Annotated in this window: 7 protein-coding genes; 6 read left to right on the top strand and 1 reads right to left on the bottom strand. The window is 69.1% G+C overall.

Annotated features, from left to right (window positions below; all coding sequences use genetic code 11):
- Positions 1-135: 135 nt before the first annotated feature.
- The gene (locus tag ACFUMH_RS15560) at positions 136-543 is read right to left on the bottom strand and encodes a DUF4383 domain-containing protein (RefSeq protein WP_378207491.1); all 408 of its coding nucleotides are present in this window, start codon (positions 541-543) and stop codon (positions 136-138) included.
- A 516-nt stretch (positions 544-1,059) separates the two neighbouring features.
- Here ACFUMH_RS15560 and rpoB point away from each other — a divergent pair.
- The 6 genes from rpoB to tuf all read left to right on the top strand — a co-directional run bounded on the left by rpoB (position 1,060) and on the right by tuf (position 13,356).
- Positions 1,060-4,566 carry a DNA-directed RNA polymerase subunit beta gene (gene rpoB, locus ACFUMH_RS15565; RefSeq protein WP_378207494.1) on the top strand — a complete coding sequence of 1,169 codons (3,507 nt, stop codon included), beginning with the start codon at positions 1,060-1,062 and terminating at the stop codon, positions 4,564-4,566.
- A gap of 127 nt (positions 4,567-4,693) precedes the next feature.
- Positions 4,694-8,563 (top strand): DNA-directed RNA polymerase subunit beta', encoded by a 3,870-nt coding sequence (locus ACFUMH_RS15570; RefSeq protein ID WP_378207497.1) that lies wholly within the window; start codon positions 4,694-4,696, stop codon positions 8,561-8,563.
- Positions 8,564-9,000: 437 nt separating this feature from the next.
- A complete protein-coding gene (rpsL, locus tag ACFUMH_RS15575; protein ID WP_013117883.1) occupies positions 9,001-9,369 on the top strand; it encodes a 30S ribosomal protein S12 in 369 nt (122 codons plus the stop codon).
- A 5-nt stretch (positions 9,370-9,374) separates the two neighbouring features.
- Positions 9,375-9,845 (top strand): 30S ribosomal protein S7, encoded by a 471-nt coding sequence (gene rpsG, locus ACFUMH_RS15580; RefSeq protein WP_089798424.1) that lies wholly within the window; start codon positions 9,375-9,377, stop codon positions 9,843-9,845.
- 93 nt (positions 9,846-9,938) lie between these two features.
- The gene (gene fusA, locus ACFUMH_RS15585; RefSeq protein ID WP_378207500.1) at positions 9,939-12,041 is read left to right on the top strand and encodes an elongation factor G; all 2,103 of its coding nucleotides are present in this window, start codon (positions 9,939-9,941) and stop codon (positions 12,039-12,041) included.
- Between the two features lie 121 nt (positions 12,042-12,162).
- The gene (tuf, locus tag ACFUMH_RS15590) at positions 12,163-13,356 is read left to right on the top strand and encodes an elongation factor Tu (RefSeq protein ID WP_378207503.1); all 1,194 of its coding nucleotides are present in this window, start codon (positions 12,163-12,165) and stop codon (positions 13,354-13,356) included.
- Positions 13,357-13,422 lie beyond the last annotated feature (66 nt).

Consider the following 13,422-nt stretch of genomic DNA (forward strand, 5'->3'; position numbering starts at 1 on the left):
GGCGGGGGGGGGGGCGCCCCGCCGCCCGCGCCCCGCCCCCCCCCGCGGCCGGCCCCGCCGCCCCGGGGGGGGGGGGGGGGGGGGCCCGGCGGTGGGTCGACGCGTGCCGGGGGAGCGGGCTCGCCCCGGCGGTGCTCACGCGGTGCGCGTGCGGTCCGCGGCGGCCTTGTCGGCCGTCAGGGCGACGCCGAGCAGGATGATCGCCGTGCCGAGGTGCAGCACGTTGTCGGCGCCGTTCAGCGCGAGGATGTTGGCCTCGCTCTCGATGATGAACAGGCCGAGGATGCCGACCAGCAGGTAGACGGCACCGACGACGATGTTCATGCGGCGGGCCGAGGCGACCGTGCGCGACGAGGCGAGCAGCGCGATGCCGATGGCGAGGTGGACGATGTTGTGCAGCGGGTTCACCTCGAAGCCGAGCAGCGGCTCGCCCTCCTGGCCGGCGAACGGCACGCCGCCCGTCACGAGGAAGCCGGCGAGACCGACGAGCGTGTACACGGCACCGAAGATGGTGGCGACGAGACGGTTCGGGGACTGCGACATGGGTTCCCTCTCTCCCGGGGCGCCTGCCCCTGTTGTCGGCTGTGGCCAGCCGGGACGCCACCGGAGCCGGTGGCGTCGGTGTGCGTTTGGGAGCGTACGAGCGGGGTGCCCGGGCCGCACGGCGAACGGGCGGACAGGCGTCGGCGCACGGCCGCGCGGCGCGCCGCCGCGCGGCCCGGCTTCCCGCCGCCGCGTGGCGTGTGCCACCATGTGACCGGCGACGACGGTGTCGCGGATCGGCGGCACGCTCTCCCGCACGGGGCGCGTGGCGTCGCACGAGGACCTCGGGGTCGACCCGGCGGCGACGGAGCCGCGCAGGCGTCGGCTGCGGGGGGTTTACTTGGCACGCCCGGGCGGGTATGCTAGCGCTTTGCGCTGGCCTGTGTCCGCGACCCCGTATAACCCGAGCCCCTTCTCGCCGTTCGTGCGCGACGAGGGGTGGGCTCGCTCGGCCGGGGGGTCGCGACCAGCCGGGTCACGCGCAGCGTGCACTCCATCCGCAGGGAAGGACCCCCCTTGGCTGCCTCGCGCACCCCTTCTGCTCCGTCCGCCGACGCGATCGCGAACCGCACCGCATCCCGCCGCATCTCCTTCGCCAAGATCTCCGAGCCGCTCGAGGTCCCGGACCTGCTGGGTCTGCAGACCGAGAGCTTCGACTGGCTCCTCGGCAACGAGCGCTGGCAGGCCCGTGTCGCGGCCGCCCTCGAGGCGGGGCGCACCGACGTCCCGGAGACCGCCGGCCTGGAGGAGATCTTCGAGGAGATCTCGCCGATCGAGGACTTCGGCGGGACCATGTCCCTCTCCTTCCGCGAGCACCGCTTCGAGCCGCCGAAGTACACGGCCGAGGAGTGCAAGGAGAAGGACTTCACGTACGCCGCGCCGCTGTTCGTCACGGCCGAGTTCGTCAACTACACCACCGGCGAGATCAAGTCGCAGACCGTCTTCATGGGCGACTTCCCGCTCATGACCGAGCGCGGCACGTTCATCATCAACGGCACCGAGCGCGTCGTCGTGTCGCAGCTCGTCCGTTCGCCGGGCGTCTACTTCGAGCGCGTCGCCGACAAGACGTCGGACAAGGACGTGCTCACCGCCAAGATCATCCCGAGCCGTGGGGCCTGGCTCGAGTTCGAGATCGACAAGCGCGACAACGTCGGCGTGCGCGTCGACCGCAAGCGCAAGCAGAACGCGACCGTGCTGCTCAAGGCGCTCGGCATGACCGAGGGCGAGATCCGCGAGGAGTTCGCCGACTACCCGGCCGTGCTCGACACGCTGGACAAGGACCACGTCCAGACGCAGGACGAGGCGCTGCTCGACCTGTACCGCAAGATCCGCCCGGGCGAGCCGCCGACCGTCGAGGCCGGCCGCGCGCTGATCGAGAACTTCTACTTCAACCCCAAGCGCTACGACCTCGCCAAGGTCGGCCGCTACAAGCTGAACAAGAAGGTCGGCCAGGACGCGCCGCTCAGCGACTCGGTCCTGTCGCGCTCGGACGTCGTGGCGACGATCAAGTACCTCGCGGCCCTGCACATCGACCGCACGTCGCTGCCCGGCACGCGCGGCGGCGAGGCGATCGAGTTCCGCGTCGAGACGGACGACATCGACCACTTCGGCAACCGCCGCATCCGTGCGGTGGGCGAGCTCATCCAGAACCAGGTCCGCACCGGCCTGTCCCGGATGGAGCGCGTCGTGCGCGAGCGCATGACGACGCAGGACGTCGAGGCGATCACGCCACAGACCCTCATCAACATCCGCCCCGTCGTGGCCTCCATCAAGGAGTTCTTCGGGACGAGCCAGCTGTCGCAGTTCATGGACCAGAACAACCCGCTCGCGGGCCTGACGCACAAGCGGCGTCTGTCGGCCCTCGGCCCGGGTGGTCTGTCGCGCGACCGCGCCGGCATGGAGGTCCGTGACGTCCACCCGTCGCACTACGGCCGCATGTGCCCGATCGAGACCCCCGAGGGCCCGAACATCGGCCTCATCGGCTCGCTCGCCACGTACGGGCGCATCAACCCGTTCGGCTTCGTCGAGACCCCGTACCGCAAGGTCGTCCAGGGTCGCGTGACGGACGACGTCGACTACCTGACGGCCGACGACGAGGACCGCTACGTCATCGCGCAGGCCAACGCCCCGCTCGAGGCGGACGGCACGTTCGCCGAGGACCGCGTCCTCGTCCGCACCAAGGGCGGCGAGGTCGAGTTCATCCCGGCCGGCGAGGTCGACTACATGGACGTCTCGCCGCGCCAGATGGTGTCGGTCGCGACGGCCCTCATCCCGTTCCTCGAGCACGACGACGCGAACCGCGCCCTCATGGGCGCGAACATGCAGCGCCAGGCCGTGCCGCTGGTCCGCTCCGAGGCGCCGCTCGTCGGCACCGGCATGGAGCGCCGTGCGGCCGTCGACGCGGGCGACGTCATCGTCGCGTCGAAGCCGGGCGTCGTCACCGAGGTGTCGGCCGACCTCATCACGGTCGCGAACGACGACGCCACCACGTCGACGTACCGCGTGGCGAAGTTCCGCCGCTCGAACCAGGGCACGAGCTACAACCAGCGCGTGCTCGTCGACGAGGGCGCCCGCGTCGAGGTCGGCTCCGTGCTGGCCGACGGCCCGGCGACGGACGAGGGCGAGCTCGCGCTCGGCCGCAACCTCCTCGTCGCGTTCATGTCGTGGGAGGGCCACAACTACGAGGACGCGATCATCCTGTCGCAGCGCCTCGTGCAGGACGACGTCCTCTCCTCGATCCACATCGAGGAGCACGAGGTCGACGCCCGCGACACGAAGCTCGGCCCCGAGGAGATCACGCGGGACATCCCGAACGTCTCCGAGGAGGTCCTGGCCGACCTCGACGAGCGCGGCATCATCCGCATCGGCGCCGAGGTCGCGGCGGGCGACATCCTCGTCGGCAAGGTCACGCCGAAGGGCGAGACCGAGCTGACCCCGGAGGAGCGCCTGCTCCGCGCCATCTTCGGCGAGAAGGCGCGCGAGGTCCGCGACACGTCGCTCAAGGTGCCGCACGGCGAGTCCGGCACGGTCATCGAGGTGCGCACGTTCAGCCGCGACGACGGCGACGAGCTGCCCGCCGGTGTCAACGAGCTGGTCCGCGTGTACATCGCGCAGCGCCGCAAGATCACGGACGGCGACAAGCTCGCCGGCCGCCACGGCAACAAGGGCGTCATCTCCAAGATCCTGCCCGTCGAGGACATGCCGTTCCTCGCGGACGGGACCGCGGTCGACGTCGTCCTCAACCCGCTCGGCGTCCCCGGCCGCATGAACGTCGGCCAGGTCCTCGAGACCCACCTCGGGTGGGTCGCGAAGCAGGGCTGGGACATCCAGCTGGCCGAGGGCGAGGTCCAGTGGACCGAGGGCGTCCCCGAGGTCGCGCACCGCTCGCAGCCGGGCAACCCGGTCGCGACGCCGGTGTTCGACGGGGTGCCGGAGGAGACCCTCACCGGTCTGCTCTCCTCGACGCTGCCGAACCGTGACGGCGAGCGCATGGTGCAGGGCGACGGCAAGGCGCGGCTGTTCGACGGCCGCTCCGGCGAGCCGTTCCCGGAGGCCGTGTCCGTCGGCTACATGTACATCCTCAAGCTGCACCACCTCGTGGACGACAAGATCCACGCCCGGTCGACCGGCCCCTACTCGATGATCACGCAGCAGCCGCTGGGTGGTAAGGCGCAGTTCGGTGGCCAGCGGTTCGGCGAGATGGAGGTGTGGGCCCTGGAGGCGTACGGCGCCGCCTACACGCTGCAGGAGCTGCTCACCATCAAGTCGGACGACGTCCCGGGCCGCGTCAAGGTCTACGAGGCGATCGTCAAGGGCGAGAACATCCCGGACTCCGGCATCCCGGAGTCGTTCAAGGTCCTGCTCAAGGAGATGCAGTCGCTCTGCCTGAACGTCGAGGTGCTGTCCTCGGACGGCGTGTCCATCGACATGAAGGAGAACGACGACGAGGTCTACCGCGCCGCGGAGGAGCTCGGCATCGACCTGTCGCGGCGCCCGAACGCCAGCAGCATCGAGGAGATCTGAGGCCGAGCCCCCGCCCGGTACGCACCGCACCCCACGGGTGCGACGTGGTCCGGGCGGGGCGCCGACACCCCTGTTGCAGATGTACCGGTGAGCCGAACGGCCCCGGAACGCGTAGGAAGTAGGAACCTTGCTCGACGTCAACGTCTTCGACGAGCTGCGCATCGGCCTGGCCACGGCCGACGACATCCGTGCCTGGTCGCACGGCGAGGTGAAGAAGCCCGAGACCATCAACTACCGGACCCTCAAGCCGGAGAAGGACGGTCTCTTCTGCGAGAAGATCTTCGGTCCCACCCGGGACTGGGAGTGCTACTGCGGCAAGTACAAGCGTGTCCGCTTCAAGGGCATCATCTGCGAGCGCTGCGGCGTCGAGGTGACGCGCTCGAAGGTCCGCCGTGAGCGCATGGGCCACATCGAGCTCGCCGCGCCGGTCACGCACATCTGGTTCTTCAAGGGTGTGCCCAGCCGGCTCGGCTACCTGCTCGACCTGGCGCCGAAGGACCTGGAGAAGGTCATCTACTTCGCGGCCTACATGATCACGTGGGTCGACGACGACGGCCGTGCCGAGGACCTCCCGAACCTCCAGAACGAGATCGACCTGGAGAAGAAGGAGATCGCGGACCGCCGCGACAACGACATCAACACCCGTGCCGCCAAGCTCGAGGCCGACCTGGCCGAGCTCGAGGCCGAGGGTGCCAAGGCCGACGCGCGCCGCAAGGTGCGCGACTCCGCCGAGCGCGAGATGGCGCAGCTCCGCAAGCGTGCGGACGCCGAGCTGGACCGCCTCGAGCAGGTCTGGGACCGCTTCAAGAACCTCAAGGTCGCGGACCTCGAGGGCGACGAGATGCTGTACCGCCAGCTGCAGGACCGGTACGGCAACTACTTCGAGGGCTCGATGGGCGCCGCGGCGATCCAGAAGCGCCTCGAGGCGTTCGACCTGGACGCCGAGGCCGCCTCGCTGCGCGAGACGATCCGCTCGGGCAAGGGTCAGCGCAAGACCCGCGCCCTCAAGCGCCTCAAGGTCGTCAACGCGTTCCTCACGACGAACAACTCGCCGACGGGCATGGTCCTCGACGCGGTCCCGGTCATCCCGCCGGACCTGCGCCCGATGGTCCAGCTCGACGGCGGTCGCTTCGCCACCTCGGACCTGAACGACCTGTACCGCCGCGTCATCAACCGGAACAACCGCCTCAAGCGGCTCCTGGACCTGGGCGCGCCGGAGATCATCGTCAACAACGAGAAGCGGATGCTCCAGGAGGCCGTGGACTCGCTGTTCGACAACGGCCGCCGCGGCCGCCCGGTGACGGGCCCCGGCAACCGTCCGCTCAAGTCGATCTCCGACATGCTCAAGGGCAAGCAGGGCCGGTTCCGCCAGAACCTGCTCGGCAAGCGCGTCGACTACTCGGGCCGTTCGGTCATCGTCGTCGGCCCGCAGCTCAAGCTGCACCAGTGCGGTCTGCCCAAGCAGATGGCGCTCGAGCTGTTCAAGCCGTTCGTGATGAAGCGCCTGGTCGACCTGAACCACGCGCAGAACATCAAGTCGGCCAAGCGCATGGTCGAGCGCGCGCGCCCGGTCGTGTGGGACGTCCTCGAGGAGGTCATCACCGAGCACCCGGTGCTGCTGAACCGTGCACCCACGCTGCACCGCCTGGGCATCCAGGCGTTCGAGCCGCAGCTCGTCGAGGGCAAGGCCATCCACCTGCACCCGCTCGTGTGCGCCGCGTTCAACGCGGACTTCGACGGTGACCAGATGGCGGTCCACCTGCCCCTGTCGGCGGAGGCGCAGGCCGAGGCCCGCATCCTCATGCTGTCGAGCAACAACATCCTCAAGCCGTCGGACGGCCGTCCGGTGACCATGCCCTCGCAGGACATGATCATCGGCCTGTACCACCTGACGAGCGACAAGGAGGACGCGCTCGGCGCGGGCCGCGCGTTCAGCTCGGTCTCCGAGGCGATCATGGCGTTCGACCAGGGCTCCCTGGACCTCAACGCCGTGGTGAAGATCCGCTTCGACGACCTGGTCCTCGGCGAGGGCCAGGAGCCCGAGGGCTTCGAGCCGGGTCAGACGCTGCTGTTCGAGACGACGCTCGGCCGTGCGCTCTTCAACGAGCTGCTGCCGGTCGACTACCCGTACGAGAACGGCGTCGTCGACAAGAAGCGCCTGTCGGTCATCGTCAACGACCTCGCCGAGCGGTACCCGAAGGTCGAGGTCGCCGCGTCGCTCGACGCCCTGAAGGAGGCCGGCTTCCGCTGGGCCACCCGCTCGGGCGTCACGATCGCCATCTCGGACGTCGCCACGCCGGCGGCCAAGAAGGAGATCCTCGAGGAGCACGAGGCGAAGGCCGCGCGCGTCCAGGGCCAGTACGAGAAGGGCCTCATCACGGACGACGAGCGTCGTCAGGAGCTCATCGAGATCTGGACGAACGCCACCGACAAGGTCGCCAAGGCGATGCAGGCCAACTTCCCGGCCCGCAACACCGTCTACCGCATGGTCGGCTCGGGCGCGCGAGGCAACTGGATGCAGGTCCGCCAGATCGCGGGCATGCGTGGTCTCGTCGCCAACCCGAAGGGCGAGATCATCCCGCGCCCGATCAAGGCGAACTACCGCGAGGGCCTGTCCGTCCTCGAGTACTTCATCGCGACGCACGGCGCCCGCAAGGGTCTGGCGGACACCGCTCTGCGGACCGCCGACTCGGGCTACCTCACGCGTCGTCTGGTGGACGTCTCGCAGGACGTCATCGTCCGCGAGGAGGACTGCGGCACCGAGCGCGGCCTGACCATGCCGATCGGCGTGGCGACCGCGGACGGCACGCTGCGCCGCCACGACAAGGTCGAGACGTCCGTGTACTCGCGGACGCTCGCGACCGACATCGAGGTGGAGGGCGAGGTCATCGGCCACGCCGGTGACGACGTCGGCGACGTCCTGCTCGACCGTCTCCTCGAGACGGGTGTCACCGAGCTCAAGATCCGCTCGGTGCTCACGTGCGAGTCGCGCGTCGGCACGTGCGCCAAGTGCTACGGCCGGTCGCTCGCGACCGGCAAGCTCGTCGACATCGGCGAGGCCGTCGGCATCATCGCGGCCCAGTCGATCGGTGAGCCCGGCACGCAGCTCACGATGCGCACCTTCCACACCGGTGGTGTGGCCTCGGCGGACGACATCACGCAGGGTCTGCCGCGTGTCCAGGAGCTCTTCGAGGCCCGCACCCCCAAGGGTGAGGCGCCGATCGCGGAGTTCTCGGGCCGCGTGGCGATCGAGGAGGGTGACCGCTCGCGGCGCATCGTCCTCACGCCGGACGACGGCTCCGAGGAGATCGCGTACCCGATCACGAAGCGCTCGCGCCTGCTCGTGCAGGACGGCGACCACGTCGCGGTCGGCACGCAGCTCGTCCAGGGCGCCGTGGACCCGAAGAAGGTCCTGCGCATCCTCGGCCCGCGTGCGACGCAGAAGCACCTGGTCGACGAGGTGCAGGAGGTCTACCGCTCGCAGGGCGTGGACATCCACGACAAGCACATCGAGGTCATCGTGCGGCAGATGCTCCGCCGCGTGACGGTGCTCGACTCCGGCGAGACGGGCCTGCTGCCCGGCGAGCTGGCCGAGCGCGGTCGCTTCGAGGACTTCAACCGTCGCGCCGTGTCCGAGGGTGGCCAGCCGGCCTCGGGCCGTCCGGAGCTGATGGGCATCACGAAGGCGTCGCTCGCGACGGACTCGTGGCTGTCCGCCGCCTCCTTCCAGGAGACGACGAAGGTCCTCACCGAGGCCGCGATGTCGAGCCGGTCCGACCCGCTGCTCGGCCTCAAGGAGAACGTCATCCTCGGCAAGCTCATCCCGGCGGGTACCGGTCTGTCCCGGTACCGCAACGTCGAGGTGGAGGCGACCGAGGAGGCGAAGGCCGAGCTGTACCCGGCGTTCGGCTACGACGAGATCGACTTCCCCGCCCTGGGCCTCGGCTCGGGCGAGGCGATCCCGCTCGAGGACATCGACTTCGGCGACTACCGCTGATCGACCTCACGCTCGACCCCGAGGGGCTCGTCGGCTGCGGCCGGCGGGCCCCTCGGGCCGTCCCGGCCGGGCTCCGGGCGCGCCCGGGACCCGCCGCGGACCGCACGGCGTGGCCGGGGTCTCTTTGACGCCCCCCGACACGCCAGGTAACGTAGGACACCGTGCCCGCGCCGTCGGGCCCTTGTGCGTGCACTCGACCGGAGGTCCTCAGGGACCGGGTCGACGTGGCACCGGGTGGTTCCCCTCCCGTTCGGACCGGCCTCTCAGGGCCGGACGCCGCGCGGGGGAGCGGGGCGACACGCCCGGGCGCGGGGGTCGGTGCGGGACGCAAGACCGACCGGGGTAGTCGTGCGACGGGCGACGATCCGGGGCAAGCCGGCCGTCCAGGGTGACGGGTGCCGGTCAGACCAGAGAACACCGAACAGTTCGGAGACGTAGTGCCTACGATCCAGCAGCTGGTCCGCAAGGGCCGGCAGGCGAAGACGAACAAGTCGAAGACGCCTGCCCTCAAGGGCTCCCCCCAGCGTCGCGGTGTCTGCACCCGCGTGTACACGACCACCCCGAAGAAGCCGAACTCCGCGCTGCGCAAGGTCGCGCGTGTCCGCCTCTCGTCGGGCATCGAGGTCACGGCCTACATCCCGGGCGTCGGCCACAACCTGCAGGAGCACTCGATCGTGCTCGTGCGCGGCGGCCGTGTGAAGGACCTGCCGGGTGTCCGCTACAAGATCGTCCGTGGCGCGCTCGACACGCAGGGCGTGAAGAACCGCAAGCAGGCGCGCAGCCGCTACGGCGCGAAGAAGGGCTGAGACAGATGCCTCGCAAGGGTCCCGCTCCGAAGCGGCCGCTGATCGTCGACCCCGTCTACGGGTCGCCGGTCGTCACGCAGCTCATCAACAAGGTCCTCCTCGACGGCAAGAAGACCGTCGCGGAGTCGATCGTCTACGGCGCCCTCGAGGGCGTCCGCGAGAAGACGCAGTCCGACCCGGTCGTCGTGCTCAAGCGCGCGCTGGACAACGTGCGTCCCTCCATCGAGGTCAAGTCCCGCCGCGTCGGTGGTGCGACCTACCAGGTGCCGATCGAGGTCCGCCCCGTGCGCGCGACCACGCTGGCGCTGCGCTGGCTCACCGACTTCTCGCGCGCCCGTCGGGAGAAGACGATGACCGAGCGCCTCATGAACGAGATCCTCGACGCCTCCAACGGCCTCGGTGCCGCGGTCAAGCGCCGTGAGGACATGCACAAGATGGCCGAGTCCAACCGGGCCTTCGCGCACTACCGCTGGTGACCTCGCGGCCCGACGCCGCGGGCCGCCCGACTCAGGGTGCACGCGGCGTCGGGGCCGGCACCGATCAACAGCCAACCGACAAGGGGCTATCACGTGGCACTGGACGTGCTGACCGACCTCACGAAGGTCCGCAACATCGGCATCATGGCGCACATCGATGCCGGCAAGACCACCACCACCGAGCGGATCCTGTTCTACACCGGGGTCAACTACAAGATCGGTGAGACGCACGACGGTGCGTCGACGATGGACTGGATGGAGCAGGAGCAGGAGCGCGGCATCACGATCACGTCCGCCGCGACGACCTGCTACTGGAAGAACAACCAGATCAACATCATCGACACGCCCGGCCACGTCGACTTCACGGTCGAGGTGGAGCGCTCGCTGCGCGTGCTCGACGGTGCCGTCGCCGTGTTCGACGGCAAGGAGGGCGTCGAGCCCCAGTCCGAGACGGTGTGGCGCCAGGCCGACAAGTACGACGTGCCGCGCATCTGCTTCGTCAACAAGATGGACAAGCTCGGCGCCGACTTCTACTTCACGGTCGACACGATCGTGAACCGGCTCAAGGCGAAGCCGCTGGTCATCCAGCTGCCGATCGGCTCCGAGAACGACTTCATCGGCGTCGTCGACCTGGTCGAGATGCGCGCCCTCGTGTGGCGCGGCGAGACCGCGCTGGGCGAGAAGTACGAGGTCGAGGACATCCCCGCCGACCTCCAGGAGCGCGCCGAGCAGTACCGCAGCGAGCTCGTCGAGGCCGTCGCCGAGACGTCCGAGGAGCTGCTCGAGAAGTACCTGGGCGGCGAGGAGCTCACGGTCGCCGAGATCAAGGCCGGCATCCGCCAGCTCACGGTCTCGTCGCAGGCGTACCCCGTGCTCTGCGGGTCCGCGTTCAAGAACAAGGGCGTGCAGCCCATGCTCGACGCGGTCATCGACTACCTCCCGACGCCGCTCGACGTCCCCGCCGTGCAGGGTCACGACGTGAAGGACGAGTCGGTCGTCGTCGAGCGCCACCCCGACGCCACCGAGCCGTTCTCCGCGCTGGCCTTCAAGGTCGCGGCGCACCCCTTCTTCGGCAAGCTCACCTACGTCCGGGTCTACTCGGGCAAGGTCGAGCAGGGCGCCCAGGTGCTCAACTCGACGAAGGGCAAGAAGGAGCGCATCGGCAAGCTGTTCCAGATGCACTCCAACAAGGAGAACCCGGTCGCCGAGGCGCAGGCCGGCCACATCTACGCCTTCATCGGCCTCAAGGACGTCACCACCGGTGACACCCTGTGCGACCCGGCCGCGCCGGTCGTGCTCGAGTCGATGACCTTCCCGGAGCCCGTCATCGACGTGGCGATCGAGCCGAAGACGAAGGGTGACCAGGAGAAGCTCTCCACGGCCATCCAGAAGCTCGCCGAGGAGGACCCGACGTTCCGCGTCCGCCTGGACGAGGAGACCGGCCAGACCGTCATCGGCGGCATGGGCGAGCTCCACCTCGACATCCTCGTCGACCGCATGCGTCGCGAGTTCAAGGTCGAGGCGAACGTCGGCAAGCCGCAGGTCGCGTACCGCGAGACCATCCGCCGTGCGGTCGAGAAGATCGACTACACGCACAAGAAGCAGACGGGTGGCTCCGGCCAGTACGCGAAGGTCCAGATGACCTTCGAGCCGCTGGACCCGGCCGAGGGCGAGCTGTACGAGTTCGAGAACAAGGTCACCGGTGGCCGCATCCCGCGCGAGTACATCCCGTCCGTCGACGCCGGCATCCAGAGCGCGATGCAGCTGGGCGTCCTCGCGGGCTTCCCGCTCGTGGGCGTGAAGGCGATCCTGCTCGACGGTGCGGCGCACGACGTCGACTCCTCGGAGATGGCGTTCAAGATCGCCGGCTCGATGATCCTCAAGGAGGCCGTCCGCAAGGCCGACCCCGCCCTCCTCGAGCCGATCATGGCCGTCGAGGTCCGGACGCCCGAGGACTACATGGGTGACGTCATCGGCGACCTCAACTCGCGCCGCGGCATGATCCAGTCCATGGAGGACGCGACCGGCGTCAAGGTCGTCCGCGCCCAGGTGCCGCTCTCCGAGATGTTCGGCTACGTCGGCGACCTGCGGTCCAAGACGCAGGGCCGTGCCGTGTACTCGATGCAGTTCGACAGCTACGCCGAGGTTCCTCGGAACGTTGCCGACGAGATCATCAAGAAGACCCGGGGCGAGTAGTCCCACAGGTCGAACCCCGCAGTACCAGCAACACATCCGACCCGTAGGACCGCACGCCGAGCAGGTACCGTCAGGTGGCTGCCGTCGGGCAATCTCTACCAAGTCCTGAGGAGGACACCCAGTGGGCAAGGCGAAGTTCGAGCGGACCAAGCCGCACGTCAACATCGGGACCATCGGTCACGTCGACCACGGCAAGACGACGCTGACCGCTGCGATCTCGAAGGTGCTGCACGACAAGTACCCCGACCTGAACCCCTTCACGCCGTTCGACGAGATCGACAAGGCGCCGGAGGAGAAGCAGCGCGGTATCACCATCAACATCGCGCACGTCGAGTACCAGACGGAGAAGCGCCACTACGCGCACGTCGACGCGCCGGGTCACGCCGACTACATCAAGAACATGATCACGGGTGCGGCGCAGATGGACGGCGCCATCCTCGTGGTCGCGGCGACCGACGGCCCGATGGCCCAGACGCGTGAGCACGTCCTGCTCGCCCGTCAGGTCGGCGTGCCCTACCTGCTCGTCGCGCTCAACAAGTCCGACATGGTCGACGACGAGGAGATCCTCGAGCTCGTCGAGATGGAGGTCCGCGAGCTGCTGTCGTCGCAGGGCTTCGACGGCGACGACGCCCCCGTCGTGCGCGTCTCGGGCCTCAAGGCGCTCGAGGGTGACCCGACCTGGGTGAAGTCGGTCGAGGACCTCCTCGACGCCGTCGACGAGAACGTCCCGGACCCGGTCCGCGACATCGACAAGCCGTTCCTCATGCCGATCGAGGACGTCTTCACGATCACCGGTCGTGGCACCGTCGTCACGGGCCGCGTCGAGCGCGGTCAGCTCAAGGTGAACGAGGAGGTGGAGATCGTCGGCATCAAGGAGAAGGCGATCAAGACCACGGTCACCGGTGTCGAGATGTTCCGCAAGCTCCTCGACTACGCCGAGGCCGGCGAGAACGTCGGTCTCCTCCTGCGCGGCACGAAGCGCGAGGAGGTCGAGCGCGGCCAGGTCGTCGTGAAGCCGGGTTCGATCACGCCGCACACCGAGTTCGAGGGCCAGGTCTACATCCTGGCCAAGGACGAGGGCGGCCGTCACAACCCGTTCTACGGCAACTACCGTCCGCAGTTCTACTTCCGGACGACGGACGTCACCGGCGTCATCACGCTGCCCGAGGGCACCGAGATGGTCATGCCCGGTGACAACACCGAGATCCACGTGAACCTCATCCAGCCCATCGCCATGGAGGAGGGCCTCGGCTTCGCCATCCGCGAGGGTGGCCGCACCGTCGGCTCGGGCCGGGTCACGAAGATCCTCAAGTGATCACCGCCCCTCGGGGCTGATCGCGACGCAGGGCCCGGGAGCTTCCGCTCCTGGGCCCTGCTGCGT

This window comes from Cellulomonas sp. NPDC057328 (assembly GCF_042667215.1).
GTDB lineage: Bacteria > Actinomycetota > Actinomycetes > Actinomycetales > Cellulomonadaceae > Cellulomonas.